Below are 13,947 nucleotides of genomic sequence, written 5' to 3'. Positions count from 1 at the left end.
CCATCCATTACTGGCGGGCCCGTCTCGCCGCGCAATCGGACAAGCACACCCACCCAGCCAGACTCAGCAGGGCACAACAAACCACGACCTTGTGGAAAATTTCCCGCTCCTGAGTGTAAACGGTTCTAGTTCTTCCGCCTACACGGGAACACAAGATCGAAGCCTGCAATATGCAGCCGGCCCGGCGTTGTTTGGATGCGTGTCTCGGCGACACCTCCCTCTCAGGCCATCTCGGCCCAGGTCAGGCCATGAGGTCGTCGGCGGCCTGCCGGATGAGCTCGACCGATTTGTCGGCCGAGAGCGCGACGTCCAGCAGGGACTCGAAGTGGGTGCGGTACTCGGAGATGCTCTCGTCGTCGCCCGTGACCATCACCGTGGTGCCGGGCCTGCCCTCCATGTACAGGGCGTCCCCGAGGTCTCCGTCGAACTCCAGGACGGTGAAAGGCCCGTAGATGCCCAGATGCGCTCCGGCACTGAACGGAATGATGCGGACCGTGATCAGATCGTCCCGCTCGGCGAGATCGGCGATGTGGTTGAGCTGGTTCGGCATGATCACCGGGTCGACCTTGATGCCGACATGCCGCCGGATGGCGGCCTCGTCGAGGATGTAGTGCTGGCGCGGCCTGTTCTGCCGCTTGGCCAGCTCCTCCTGGCGCTGCATGCGCAGCTTCACCGTGAACGCCTGCCGGGTCGGCGACACGATGCCGGTGCTCATCACCTCCGCGTACTCCCGGGTCTGGACGAGGCCCGGGATGACGCTGCCGTGGAAGTGCCGGATGTAGGACGCGCCCGCGGCGTAACCGACGAAGGCGAGCGTGGCGTCATTGATCTCGCCCCGATAATCGTTCCACCACGCGCGTTCGCGTGCGCCGCGGGCAAGCGCCTGCAACTTCTCCTGGCGACTCTCCGAAGTCATGTCATAGGTCGCCAGGAGCGCCTGGAGGTCGGTCCTGGTGATCGCGTTCTTGCCGCCCTCGATACGGATGAGTTTGGACGGAGACCATTCCAGGGCGCGCGCGACCTGCTCCTGTGTCATTCCCTTTTCTTTCCGGAGCCTCAGAAGCTCGCTTCTCAGTAGCGCGCTCTGAACCACCGGACCCTGGTCACTGGTCATGATCTATCTCACTCTATGTAGTTGCTGCCATGTTCTCTCATGCAACCTAGCATTCGGAGACCTGGCTTGGTACATGCAACCAGATCGACACGCGGCCGATCTGGGGTGGGCGCTTGGAGACGGTGTCGACCGTCACATGCCTGTTCGTCGCGCGGAATTCGCCTGGCGGAGTGCTGCATGACGTGCCACCATGTTGTAACGTGCTATGTAGCAGAGTGGCAGAGGTCGACATGGAACCAGACGCTACGCTACCCTGCGAGACATACGATCTTGACCTAGAGTGAGGATCCGGGTGGGGCCCCCGGCATCCGACTCAGCAAACGGGGCCCCGGGTCGAAACGGAGGTCGGAACGATCCTTGACGACAGGCCGCGCCCGCACAAAAAAATAGAGCCGCCCCCGCTTCCCACCGATCACCGGTCGCGAGCCAGGAATGATCAAGGGAAAGGGAGGGCGACCCCTTCGGGCCCGTACGGGACCATCGGCAGATCACCGATGTGGCCTTGGAAAATCGCCAAGGCGACTCGCTGACCAGCAGAAACGTCCCGGGCGGACTCACCCAGTCTAACCGCGATCAAGCGGTCGAGGCTATAGGTGAAAGCGACTTCCGGCCGCCGCGACAGTTTCCCCTGACACGCGGCGGGCTCCCGTTCGGCCTTTGTGCCGGAGGACGCGTTTTTGAGACACGAGGTTCCCTACATGCGGAGAGACCGGAAATACGAACAGACCGTCGAGCGCAATTCCGTACCACGGCACGCCAGTAAGGGGGCAGCCCGGTGATCGCAGGCCCCAAGGACCGCCACGACCCCGACGCGGTCGTCCCACGGCCGCACGTCGTCGACGACCCGCGCCACCGGCAGGGCCGCGGCCGGACGCACCTTCGCCGTGTCGCGTCAGGATCCGTCCCCCCGGGTTACGTCCCGCCGGGCAGCGTCCCCGCGACCGTCGGGACGTCCGGAACCGGCCAGCCGCCCGACCTGCCGCCGGGCGCGGTGCCGGTGCAGGCCCGTCCGGCTCCCGAGGCGGCCGTGACCCGGGGTTTCTGGAGCTCGCTCACCGACGAGGAGCGCCATGCCTTCACCCTCGCGGCCGAACCCGTCGCCTACGCGCTCGGCACCGTCCTGTGGCACGAGGGCGAGCCCGCCGACCACCTGCTGGTGATCACCTCGGGCTGGGTCCGCGTCAGCGTCGAGCGCCACGGCCGCGAGCGCATCCTGGCCACACGGGGGCCCGGCGACCTCATCGGAGAGCGCGCCGCCCTCCTGCTCCGGCTGCGATCGGCCACCATCGTGGCCCTCGACGACCTGCGCCTGATGCGCATGACCACGGGCCGGTTCGCGGCCTTCCTGTCCGACCATCCCCGAGTCCTGGCCGTCCTCGAACGTCAGATGTACGACCGTCTCACCGAGAACGTCCCCGAGACCCCGCCCGTGGCCCCCATGGGCTGGGCGCCCGCGCCCTCCGGCCCCGCACCCGCGCGGCCGTCGACGGCCGCGCGCGACGGGGAGCCCTGGCCGGCCACCGCCGCCCGGCCCGTCGAAGACCCCTGGCCGGTCGCTGCCCGGCCCACCGAAGACCCCTGGCCGGTCACCGCCGCCCGGCCCGTCGAAGACCCCTGGGCGGTCGCTGCCCGGCCCACTGAGGACCCCTGGCCGGTCGCCGCCGCCCGGCCCACCGAAGACCCCTGGCCGGTCGCCGCCGCCCGGCCCGTTGAAGACCCCTGGCCGGTCGCCGCCGCCCGGCCCGTTGAAGACCCCTGGCCGGTGACCGTTCCCCGGCCCGCCGAAGAGCGCTGGCCGGTCACCGTCGCCCGGCCCGCCGAGGAGCCCAGGGACGGCACCGCCGTGCGCCGCACGCCCGCCTGGGCGGGCCAGATGTGCTCGATCCTGCTCACCGACATCACCGGGTTCGGATCTCCCAGCCGCAACGACGACGACCGGCTGGTCGCCAGGCGCACCATGTACGAGCTGCTCAACGACGCGTTCGAGTACTCCGGTGTGCCGTGGGCGGCCTGTCACCGCGAAGACCGGGGCGACGGCGCCCTGATCGTCGTCCCGCCCGAGATGCCGACCTGGTCGGTCGTCGACCCGATGCTGGCCCGCCTCACCGCGAGCCTGCGGCGCTACAACCACCGCTCCAGCGACGCCGTGCGCGTCAGGCTCCGTGCGGCGCTGCACGTGGGCCCCGTCATGCCCGACCCCGAGGGCGTGTCAGGCTCGGCGATCATCCAGACGGCCCGCCTCCTGGAGGCGCCCGTCCTGAAGGAGTGGATGGCCAAGACCGAGTCCGACCTGGGATTCATCTCCTCCGCGTTCGTGTACGAGTCGGTGATCGCCCACGGTCCCGGCTACGTCAACCCGGCCAGCTACCAGCGCGTGACCTGCTCGGTGAAGGAGGCCGAGCTCACGGCCTGGATGCACCTGTCCAGCGCGACCTCCGTGTAAGCGTGTGAGGCCGGGCTCCCCGCACCCGGCTCACCTCACCCGCTCCCGGGACGCCGTCCCGGGATTTCTTTGTTGGCGCCGGGCTTCCGAGGGGCCGCGCTCTCCAGGGGAATCCGCAGGACGAACAGCGCGCCCTTGGGGCTGTCCTCCAGCGTCAGGGTGCCGCCGTGGGCGCGGGCGATCTCGCGGGCGATGGGCAGGCCCAGCCCGGTGCCGTCGGCGTCGCGCTCCTTGGCGTCCTTGAGGCGGGCGAAGCGCTGGAACACGACCTCGCGGTCGGCGGGGTCGATGCCCTCGCCGTCGTCGGCCACCTCCAGCACCGCCATGCCGTCCTCGACCCGCACCCTGACCTCGACGCGGGCGGCGGCGTGCCGTTCGGCGTTGTCGAGCAGGTTGGTCAGGAGCCGCGCCAGCCGCAGCCGGTCGCCGCGCACCGTGGCGCCCTCGCCCAGGTCGGTGGCCAGGTCCTTGCCGCGCACCGAGCGGGTCAGCTCGATGGTGACCAGCGCGGCCAGGTCGACCCGCTCGCGCTCGTTCCACGCGTCGGCGTCCAGCCGCGCCAGCTCCAGCAGGTCGGTGACGATGGCCTGGAGGCGGTCGAGGCTGGCCAGGACGTTGCGGCCCGTCCGGGGCCAGTCGGCCTCGTCGGGGAACATCAGCGCCTCCTCCAGTTGGGCCCGCGCGCCGGCGATGGGGCTGCGCAGGTCGTGGGAGGCGTCGGAGGTGAACCTCCGCTGCCGTTCCAGCGCCAGGCCGAGGCGGTCGAGGGTGGCGTTGGCGGTCTCGGCCAGCAGCCTGATCTCGTCGCGGTTGTCCGGGACGGTCACCCGCCGGGAAGGGTCGGTCACCGTGATCTCGGCCAGCTCCGAGCGGATCGCGTCCACGGGGGCAAGCGTCTGGTCGACGGTCCGCCAGGTCCTGATCGCCGCGAGCAGGATCAGCAGGAGCGACGAGCTGATCAGGAACAGGCACAGGTCGGCGCTGACGTACCAGGGGACGACGTAGTCGGCGGAGTAGACCGTCCAGTCGCCGTCGCGCTGGTACACCCGGAACGAGGCCACGTTCATGCAGCCGTCCAGCCCGTGGGGCGGGCACAGGCGCCGCGTGGCCACCACGTTGTCGCCGGTGGGCTTGAACGAGGCGATCGGCGGGGCGCCCGCGACGTTGCGGGTCGCGGCGATGACGCGGTCGGCCGGGTCGAGCACCTGAAGGACCTCGGTGCCCTCCTGCTCGGGCAGCGTCGTGGTCAGCCGCTCCCGCTTGATCACGTGCACGACCCGCAGCGCCGCCGTCGAGACGCGCTGATCCTGGTAGTCGACGGCCCTGCCGTGCACACCGACGATCAGCAGGGTGGTCAGCACGGCACAGATCAGCGTCACGATGGCGCCGGCCGTGAGCGTCGTGCGCGCCCGTATGGACCATGTCTTCCGCCTGGCCACCCCACCTCCCGCAGGCGAGGTAATCACCCGGCGGGCCGCCTGCCGGTCCAGGAACGTCCAACCCGCGACCAGCAGACGGCAAAACCTCGTCACACCGGGGCCGTGCCGATCAGTCCCTCCCGCGTGACCAGGCCGATCAGCGCGTCCTCGGACGCCTCGCCGGTGCCTTCGGGACGGCGGGGAAGGACCAGGTAGCGGGTCTCCGAACTGGAATCCCAGACCGCTATGTCGGTTTCGTCCGGCAGGGTGAGCCCGAATTCGGCCAGGACCGCGCGCGGCTCCCTGACCACCCGGGCCCGGTAGGCGTTGCTCTTGTACCAGGACGGCGACGGCCCCAGCAGCGCCACCGGGTAGCAGGAGCACAGCGTGCACACGATGACGTTGTGGGTCAGCGGGGTGTTCTCGACGACGACGAGCGTGAAGTGCCGCCGCGCGGGGTCGCCGGGAACGAGCCCCAGCTCGGCGGCGGCCGCGTTGCCGTCGTCCAGGAGCCGTTCCCTGAAAGCCGGGTCGGTCCAGGCCCGGGCCACCAGCCGGGCCCCGTTCAGCGGGGTGGCGCGCTCCAGGAACGTCGCGAGGATCGCGTCGAGCTGCTCGTCGGTCGCCAGCCCGGCGGCGATCACGCGCTCCTCCAGCCGCCGGACGCGGGCCGCGACGGGAAGGTCGGTGTGGGCGTCAGGCGGGTTCAACGTAGGACTCCCAGAGGTCGACGGCCACGGTGTGCTCACCCGTCCCCCACAAGTCTTTGGCCGCGAAACGCACCGCGTAGACCGGCTCTATACGGGGCGGGTCGATCCCCCTGGCCCGGTCGTCCGGGAGCGCCTCCGGCGCGTAGGCACGGACGACCTCCCCCACCTGCCCGCGCACATAGCGCGGGGCCCGGGTGTGGTGCTCGGGGTCCCTCGGCCGCACCCGCACCCGATCGCCCACGGAATGACGCGCCGTGCCGGGAGGGGGGTCAGCCAACGCCCTTCGCCTCCATCAGGCGCTCGATGGCCAGCATCCAGCGCTCGTAGTAGGAGGCCCGGAGATAGACGTCCGGCGGGAGGCTCTCGATGGCGTCGCGGAACTCGTCCCCGTTGAACAGGCCCGCCGTCCGCAGGGCCGAACTCATGGCGAAGACCCGGGCCTCCCAGTCGGCCGTGAAGGGCGGTTCGTCCCCCAGCACGACCGGCACGGGCCCGAAGCCCTCCTGGCCGCCCATGTCGTGCACCCTGCTCATGATCCGACGGTAGCCGTCCCGGCCCCGCCGGGAAACCCCACCGGCGGGCCGGGACGGTTCAGCGACCGAGAACCCTGTTGAGCACCGCGGGCTTGTTGGTGATGACGCCGTCGACCTTGAGCCGGATGACGCGGCGCATCGCGGCGGGGTCGTCCACCGTCCAGACGAACATCTCCATCTTCAGCCCGTGCACCCGCCTGACCAGCGACGGGGTCACCTCGGTGTAGCGCGGGTTGATCTGGTCGGCCCATTTGGCCAGGCCGGGGAGCTCGGCGGACTCGGGCGTGCCGAGCAGGCCGATCGGCACCTTCGGCAGCACGGCGTGGAAGCGGCGCGCGGAGCTCCAGTTGAACGACTGGACGACCAGGCGCCGCTCGTCGCGGTCCGGGGCCAGCCAGAACGGGTGGCGCTTCAGCTCGGCGGCCAGGCGACGCTCGATCCCCGGGTAGAGCTCGGGCGCCTTGACCTCCAGCAGCAGCCCCAGCCCGCTGCCGCGCATGGCCCGCAGCGACTCGCCCAGCGTCGGGACGCGCTCGCCCTTGTACTTGGAGCCGAACCACGAGCCCGCGTCCAGCCTGCGGATCTCCGCGAGCGTGAAGGCGGAGACCTTCCACGGCGCCCGGCCGGGGAAGACCTTCTCCACGTTCGTGGTCCGCGCGAGCGTCGTGTCGTGCATCAGGACCAGCTTGCGGTCCTTGGTCTCCTGGACGTCCAGCTCGAACTGGTGGGCCCGCTGCGTCCGGGCGAGCCGGAACGCCGCCAGCGTGTTCTCGGGGGCGTCGGCCGACGCGCCCCGGTGGGCCACGTTGGTGACCTTGGGACGCTTGGCGACGGCGACCGGGGCGGCCGCGACCGTGGGCGCCCCGACGTTGGTGGAGGCCAGGGCGGGGAGGCCGGGGACGGTCGCGGCGGCCAGGACCGCGACACAGGGGATGCCGAGCCTGCGGAACATGCGCACCTCTCGGGGGTCGGTGGTGTCCCGTCCCACGGTTGGCGCGGGTGATGACACGCGCGTGACGACCCGGTGGCTGTCCGATGCGATGACCTTGAAATCCCAGGTCGCGCGGCGGTTCAGGCGCGGCGGCGGATCCTGGGCCTGGGCAGGCGGCGGCGCGGGGACCCGGACGGCTCCGGCTCGTCCGGCTCGGGCTCGGGCTCGGGCGGCAGCGGCGAGACCAGACGAGTCGGACGTTTCCGGCCGCGCAGCGTAACCGGCTTGCCCACCTCCCAGGCGGACGCCTCGTCCTCCGGCGCGAGGTCGAAGACGGTGCCCGAGGCCAGGACCCGTCCGGGCGCGCCCTTGGCCAGGTCGCTGAGGCGGGCGGCCTCGTTCACCGGGTCGCCGATCACCGTGTACTCGAAGCGCTGCTCGGCGCCGATGTAGCCCGCGACGACCGGACCGGCCGAGACGCCCGTCCCGGCGTCCAGCTGGGGGACCTCGGCGCGCAGCCGCAGCGCCAGCTCGCGCGCCGCGCCCATGGCGCACCCGGCGGCGTCGTCCAGCGGGCTGGGCGCGCCGAAGATCGCCAGCGCGGCGTCGCCCTCGAACTTGTTGATCCAGCCGCCATGGCGGCCCACCACCGCGACCACGACGCCGAAGAAGGCGTTGAGCAGCGCGACGACCTCGTCCGGCTCGCGGGTCTCGGCCAGCGTCGTGGATCCGGTGAGGTCGACGAACAGCACCGCGACCTCGCGGGTCTCGCCGCCGAGCCGGGGAATGTCGCCGTGCTCGATGGCCAGCCCGGCGACCTCCTGGCCGACATGGCGGCCGAACAGGTCGCGCAGCCGCTCGTTCTCGCGCAGCCCGGTCACCATGTGGTTGAAGCCCGCCTGGAGCTGCCCGACCTCGCTGGCGTCGTAGACGGGCACCTCCGCGCTCAGGTCACCGCGCTCCACCCGCGCCATCCCCTCCCGGACGGACTTGATCGGGTCGGCGATCGCCTTGGTGGCCATGTAGATGACCTCGGCCCCGGCCAGCAGCGCGGCGCCGCCGATCCCCAGGATCGTGATCGCGAGCTGGTCGGTGGAGATGTCGGAGTCGACCAGCGTGGCGATCGCGACGAAGATCAGCCCGAAGACGGGGATCGCGGTGCCCAGCAGCCACGCGAGCATGACCCGGACCGTCACGCCCGGCACGCGATGGCGTCCCGGCGTCTGGGCGGCCAGCACCCGCGCCGCGGCGGGCCGCAGCAGCCGCTCCGACAGCAGGAAGATGATCGTGCAGGTGGTCGCGGCGCCGAGCAGGCAGGTCAGCCCCGTCTTGACCGCCAGCCGCGGGGTGAAAAGCAGCAGGTCCAGGACGGCCCAGCCCACCGCGCCGAGCGTCCACATCGCGCCGACGACCAGGCTGAGGCGCAGCGGCCCCAGCAAGACGGCCCGGCGCTGCTCGCCATCGGGGACGCCGCCCTCGCGCGCCAACCGGACGACCGGCCGCCAGATCCGCAACCCGAGCAGCAGCGCCACCGGCCCCGCGAAGATCGGATAACTGAAGAACGCGACCGCGTTGACCAGCCTGACCTGGTCGCGATCGATCCCGGCGGGGAACGGCGGATCGGGCACCACGAAGGTCGCGAACGCCAGAACCACCAGCGCCCCGACACCGTTCGCGACGGACACGACGAACAACAGCGCCCACCGGACGCGCAGTTCAAGCCTGGTCGGCCGGTACGTCACATTGAGATGATCGAGCTTGGCCCCCAGCCCCCGAGCAAGCGCCCGCCCATGCTGCTGAACACCACAGTCGTCCCGCCCCACGGCGTCCAAACGGCCGGCGTCGTCCGAGCGGGATCCGGGATGGACGTCGGTGGGTGCCTCGCTCTGCTCGGTCACGCGGTCTCCCCCCGTCGGCCCCGTCGCCGGCCAGGGACGCCGCGCGGGTCACGAGCACGACTCACCCTAGTTCGCGCTGGTGACGGCGCCGAGAGCGCCCTGCGGACTATGACCACGATCACACCGTGCCGCGCGGGCGCCGGGTTATCATCGACGCATGGCATCCTCCACGGCGTGGGTCGCAAGGCCCTGGGCTCTCTGACCTCCCGCACCGACGCGACGTTCTGATCGTCGCGTCCCCGCGGTCGAGGCACGCGCCTCCTGCACGCCCTTCTCTTTTCGCGCGGTGATGACACCGCGCTGTGCCGTGCGCGCGTGAGCCCAGTCCTGCCCGCCGCCGGGGTGCCGTTCTCTCCTCCGGTGAGCGGATCCGTCTTGCACCGATCCCTGGCCGCCGCATGGCCGGGCCGCATTTCCTGGAGGGCGCATCCATGAACCGCCACCGCTCAGATCGATCCCAGCTCACGCTGAAGGACGTCGCCAAGGCCTACGAGGGCCGCGCCGTCCTCGACCGGGTCTCCTTCACCGTCCGCCACGGCGAGAAGGCCGCCGTCATCGGCGAGAACGGGTCCGGCAAGTCCACGCTGCTGCGCCTGATCTCGGGGGCCGAACGTCCCGACGCCGGAGAGGTCACGGTGGTCGCGCCGGGCGGCATCGGCCATCTCGGCCAGACCCTCGGGCTGGCGCCGGAGCTGACCGTCGCCGACGCCGTCGACCACGCGCTGGCCGACCTGCGCGCGCTCGAACGCCGGATGCGCGAGGCCGAGGCCGCGCTGGCCGAGGCGTCCCCGCAGGAGCTGGCCGAGTACGGCGAGCTGCTCGCCGAGTACGAGGCACGCGGCGGCTACGAGGCCGACGCGCGCGTCGACGCCGCACTGGACGGCCTCGGGCTGGGCCACCTCACCCGCGACCGGACGCTCGGCGGCCTGTCGGGCGGCGAGCAGTCGCGGCTCGGCCTGGCGTGCGTCCTGGCGGCCGAGCCGGAACTGCTGCTGCTGGACGAGCCGACCAACCACCTGGACGACCGGGCGGTGGCCTGGCTCGAAGCCAGGCTGCGCGTCCATCGCGGGACGATCATCACCGTGACCCACGACCGCGCGTTCCTCGAAGGGTTCGCCACCACGATCCTGGAGGTGGACCGCGACCGGCACGCCGTCACCCGTTACGGCGACGGCTGGGACGGCTACCTCACCGCCAAGGCGGCGGCCCGCCACCGCTGGGAGCAGGAGTACCAGGAGTGGCGGGACGAGGTGGAGCGCCAGACCGAGCTCGCCGAGTCCGGAGCGCTGCGGCTCGGGGCGATCAAGCCGTCCGCCCGCGAGCAGCGCGTGAAGAACCATCGGCGTTCCCATGAGCGCGGCGTGTCCACGCTGATCCACAACGCGCGGGAGCGGCTCCAGCGCCTGCACGACGCACCCGTCCCGCGTCCACCCGACCCGTTGCGGTTCGCCGCGCGGATCGAGGGCGGCAAGGGCGACGGCCTGACCGCCGAGCTGGCGGACGTGCGCGTCTCGGGGCGGCTGGAGATCGACAAGTTCCTGCTCGCCCCGGGTGAGCGGATGCTGCTGACCGGGCCGAACGGCGCCGGGAAAACGACGCTGCTGCGCGTCCTGGCGGGCGATCTCGCCCAGGACCACGGCAAGGTCAGGCGTCCGCGCAGGATCGGCTACCTGCGCCAGGAGCTCCCGGCCGAACGGTCGCGGCGCGGCGTGCTGGCCACGTTCGCCGAGGGCCTGCCCGGCGCGCCCGAGGACCACGCCGACGCCCTGCTCGCCCTCGGCCTGTTCCGGGAGGAGGACCTGCATCGTCCCGCCGCGGTGCTCTCGGTCGGCCAGCGCCGCCGCCTGGAGCTGGCCCGGCTGGTCACCCGTCCCGCCGACCTGCTGATCCTGGACGAGCCGACCAACCACCTCTCGCTCGCGCTGGTCGAGGAGCTGGAGGCGGCGCTGGACTCCTACCGGGGCTCGCTCCTGGTGGTGTCGCACGACCGCAGGTTCCGCGGCGGATTCACCGGCTCGCGCGCCGAACTCCGCGACGGGCGCCTGGTCGCCTGAGCGGCCGGAGGCCGTTCCGGGTGAACATCACCGGAACGGCCTCTGAGCTGTTCGGGTGGATTCCGCGACTCACTTATCGCAAACTCCGGCGCGACGTGGCGTGACTTGTCTGGTAAACCCGTGATAACACGTGATCTCGGTCACACTTCTCGTGCGACATGCCGCGTCCGGCCGTGTTTCGGGGGCGTCCACCGCGAAAAAGGGGGCTCGTAACGCTATGACCACCGAGAAGATCATCATATCCTCCTCGCGTTAGGCTGATCCACCTTCTTGATCACCTCTTCTAAGCTTCCTTATAAGGACACGAGATGAGACTCCCCCGTCCCAGGCGGGTCGTCGCCACCGCGACCGCCGCCTCCCTCGCCCTGGCCGTCCTGGCCGCCTGTGGCGGATCGGACGACAAAAAGGTCGCCAACCCCAAGGGCCTGGAAAAGCCGCTGCTGAACGTCGGCGTGGTGCCCGTCCCCGACTCGGCGCCGCTGGTCATCGCCGAGCAGAAGGGCTTCTTCAAGGAAGAGGGCATCACGATCAAGCGGAAGGTCATCAAGGCCTCCCCCGAGGCGACGCCCCTGCTGTCCAGCGGCTCGATGGACCTGGCGCTGCTGAACTACGTCTCGACCTTCGCCGCCCAGGACAAGGGCGCGATCAAGTTCAAGCTCATCGCCGACAGCTACGAGGGCGTCAACAACTCCTTCGCGCTGCTGACCGCCAAGGGCTCCAGCATCAAGGACATCCGCGGCCTGAAGGGCAAGAAGGTCGGCGTCCCCGCGCTGAAGAGCATCACCGACCTCCTGCTGGCGATCAACGTCAAGACCAACTCGATGAACCCGGACAAGGATCTCAAGATCACGCCGATCCCGCTGCCGAACATGGCCACCGCGCTCAAGCAGGGCCAGGTGGACGCCGTCGCGGCGGTCGAGCCGTTCGTCACCAACCTCCAGTCGCAGCAGGGCGCCCAGCGCATCTCCGACCTGATCTCCGGCCCGACCCAGAAGTTCCCGATCGCGGGCTGGGGCGGCACCGAGGAGTTCGCGCAGAAGAACCCCAAGACCGTGGCCGCCTTCCAGCGCGCCATCGGCAAGGCCCTGGAGGTCGCGGCCGCCAACCGCAACGAGGTCACCAAGGTGATCCCGACCTACACCCAGATCCCCGCGCAGACCGCCTCGACGATCACGCTGGGGTCCTTCCCCCGCACGCTGAGCACCTCGCGGCTCGAGCGGGTCGCCGTCCTGATGAAGGAGTACGGCTACCTGACCAAGGACCTGGACGTCAAGCAGCTGACGGTGGCCGAGCAGAAGTGAACCCCGTCCTGCGCCGTCGCGCATTCCGCGGAGCGCAGGGCGCGGTGGCCTTCCTCGTCATCGCCGAGGCGGCGGCCCGGACCGGTGTGGTGGACTCCCAGAGCCTCCCGCCGGTCTCGGCCGTGCTCGCCGACGCCTTCGAGCTCTTCGGCGACTCCGCGTTCCTCGGCGAAGTGCGTACCACGATCACCGCCTGCCTGCTCGGCCTGGCCCTGGCCGTCGCCGTCTCCGTCCCGATGGGCCTGCTCCTGGGCAGCCTCCCCAAGCTGGAGGCGGCCGTCCGCCCCCTCCTGGAGTTCCTCCGCCCCATCCCCGCCGTGGCGATCATCCCGCTCGCCATGCTGGTCTTCCCCGACGGCCGCGACACCCAGGTCACGGTGGTCTTCTACGCGTCCTGCTGGCCGACACTGATCAACACGATCTACGGCCTGCGCGAGGTCGACCCCGTAGCCAAGGAGACCATGCGCGCCTTCGGCTTCGGCCCCCTCTCGACGCTCCTGCGCGTCTCGGTCCCGAGCACCGCCCCGTTCATCGCCACCGGCATCAGGCTCTCGACCGCCATCGCCCTCATCGCCGGCATCAGCACCGAGCTGATCGCGGGCGGCACCGGCATCGGCACGTTCATCACCACGGCCGGCAACTCCGACCGCACCGACCTGATGCTCGCCGCCACCGTCTGGGCCGGCGCCCTCGGCCTGCTGGCCAACGGCCTCCTGGCCGCCATGGAACGCCGCGCCTTCCGCTGGCACCGGAGGACCGCATGAAGCTGCTCCTGATCCGCCTGGGCGTCATCGCGGCCGCCCTAGCCCTCTGGGAAGGCGCCACCCGCCAAGCCAAAAACCAGTTCTTCCCACCGCCCACCGACATCCTGTCCCGAATGCACAAGGACTGGTTCTCGGGCCCCGCCTCAGACCTCTTCCTGACACCCGCCGCGACGGACAACATCCTCCCCGGCATCGGCCGCCTCCTCCTGGGCTGGCTCCTGGCCTGCGCCCTCGGCGTCACCATCGGCCTGGCCGCGGGCCGCTCCGACCACCTGTCCGACCGCCTGGCCCCCCTCATCCACTTCTTCCGCTCGGTGCCCCCGCCGACCCTCGTCCCGATCTTCCTGGTGCTCTTCAAGATCGGCACCCCCATGCAGGTCGCCACGATCGTCTTCGGCGTCATCTGGCCCGTCCTGCTGAACTCCATCGAGGGCGCCCGCTCCATCAACGCCCTCCACCTGGAAACGGCCCGCGCCTTCCGCCTCTCGGCGCCCACCCGCGTCCTGCGCGTCATCCTCCCCGCGGCCTCCCCCAAGGTCTTCGCGGGCCTGCGCCTGAGCCTGGCCACCGCCCTCATCCTCATGGTCATCTCCGAGTACGTCGGCAGCACCGACGGCATCGGCTACCACCTCATGAACGCCCAGTCCACGACCGACGTCCCGGGCGTCTGGGAGGCCATCGTCCTCCTCGGAATCCTGGGCCTGATCTTCAACGCCGCCTTCCTCGCCCTGGAGCGCCGCGCCCTCTCCTGGCACCGTTAACGAGTTGGCGCTCACCTCGG

12 protein-coding genes are annotated in these 13,947 nt (G+C 70.8%); 5 read left to right on the top strand and 7 right to left on the bottom strand.

The genetic code is table 11. The features are described 5' to 3' along the window. Positions 1-241: 241 nt before the first annotated feature. Positions 242-1,036, bottom strand: coding sequence for a helix-turn-helix domain-containing protein (locus tag ACQPY4_RS02925; RefSeq protein WP_433332103.1), 795 nt, complete (start codon positions 1,034-1,036; stop codon positions 242-244). Positions 1,037-1,889: 853 nt separating this feature from the next. Here ACQPY4_RS02925 and ACQPY4_RS02920 point away from each other — a divergent pair. Further along, on the top strand, positions 1,890-3,557 hold the full coding sequence (locus ACQPY4_RS02920; RefSeq protein ID WP_433332101.1) for a cyclic nucleotide-binding domain-containing protein: 1,668 nt from the start codon (positions 1,890-1,892) through the stop codon (positions 3,555-3,557). Between the two features lie 35 nt (positions 3,558-3,592). Here the strand turns inward: ACQPY4_RS02920 and ACQPY4_RS02915 are convergent, their stop codons facing one another. The 6 genes from ACQPY4_RS02915 to ACQPY4_RS02890 form a co-directional block, all read right to left on the bottom strand. Beyond that, complete coding sequence (locus ACQPY4_RS02915) at positions 3,593-4,996, bottom strand: sensor histidine kinase (protein ID WP_433332099.1); 1,404 nt, start codon at positions 4,994-4,996, stop codon at positions 3,593-3,595. An 89-nt stretch (positions 4,997-5,085) separates the two neighbouring features. Further along, a complete protein-coding gene (locus tag ACQPY4_RS02910; RefSeq protein WP_433332097.1) occupies positions 5,086-5,685 on the bottom strand; it encodes a nitrile hydratase subunit alpha in 600 nt (199 codons plus the stop codon). After that, positions 5,672-5,926 carry an SH3-like domain-containing protein gene (locus ACQPY4_RS02905; RefSeq protein WP_433332095.1) on the bottom strand — a complete coding sequence of 85 codons (255 nt, stop codon included), beginning with the start codon at positions 5,924-5,926 and terminating at the stop codon, positions 5,672-5,674. Before ACQPY4_RS02905 ends, ACQPY4_RS02910 begins: the two co-directional genes overlap by 14 nt. Positions 5,927-5,954: 28 nt before the next feature. Continuing rightward, positions 5,955-6,218: a hypothetical protein gene (locus ACQPY4_RS02900; RefSeq protein WP_433332093.1), complete on the bottom strand. Its 264-nt coding sequence runs from the start codon at positions 6,216-6,218 to the stop codon at positions 5,955-5,957. 58 nt (positions 6,219-6,276) lie between these two features. Next, entirely contained in the window at positions 6,277-7,170 is an 894-nt protein-coding gene (locus ACQPY4_RS02895) for a glycerophosphodiester phosphodiesterase (RefSeq protein ID WP_433332091.1), read from the bottom strand. Positions 7,171-7,289: 119 nt separating this feature from the next. Continuing rightward, the gene (locus ACQPY4_RS02890) at positions 7,290-9,047 is read right to left on the bottom strand and encodes an adenylate/guanylate cyclase domain-containing protein (protein ID WP_433332089.1); all 1,758 of its coding nucleotides are present in this window, start codon (positions 9,045-9,047) and stop codon (positions 7,290-7,292) included. A 431-nt stretch (positions 9,048-9,478) separates the two neighbouring features. Here ACQPY4_RS02890 and abc-f point away from each other — a divergent pair, with 431 nt between their 5' ends. The 4 genes from abc-f to ACQPY4_RS02870 all read left to right on the top strand — a co-directional run bounded on the left by abc-f (position 9,479) and on the right by ACQPY4_RS02870 (position 13,927). Next, complete coding sequence (gene abc-f, locus ACQPY4_RS02885) at positions 9,479-11,101, top strand: ribosomal protection-like ABC-F family protein (protein ID WP_433332087.1); 1,623 nt, start codon at positions 9,479-9,481, stop codon at positions 11,099-11,101. A gap of 308 nt (positions 11,102-11,409) precedes the next feature. After that, positions 11,410-12,402, top strand: a complete 993-nt coding sequence (locus ACQPY4_RS02880; RefSeq protein WP_433332085.1) for an ABC transporter substrate-binding protein — start codon at positions 11,410-11,412, stop codon at positions 12,400-12,402. A gap of 44 nt (positions 12,403-12,446) precedes the next feature. Beyond that, positions 12,447-13,166 (top strand): ABC transporter permease, encoded by a 720-nt coding sequence (locus ACQPY4_RS02875; protein WP_433332083.1) that lies wholly within the window; start codon positions 12,447-12,449, stop codon positions 13,164-13,166. Beyond that, positions 13,163-13,927 (top strand): ABC transporter permease, encoded by a 765-nt coding sequence (locus tag ACQPY4_RS02870; RefSeq protein ID WP_433332081.1) that lies wholly within the window; start codon positions 13,163-13,165, stop codon positions 13,925-13,927. The genes ACQPY4_RS02875 and ACQPY4_RS02870 overlap by 4 nt, the downstream gene beginning before the upstream one ends. Positions 13,928-13,947 lie beyond the last annotated feature (20 nt).

Source organism: Spirillospora sp. CA-294931 (assembly GCF_050946795.1).
Lineage (GTDB): Bacteria > Actinomycetota > Actinomycetes > Streptosporangiales > Streptosporangiaceae > Spirillospora.
The sequence above is the reverse complement of the archived record's forward strand: the minus strand, read 5'-3'. Positions and strand labels throughout refer to the sequence as shown.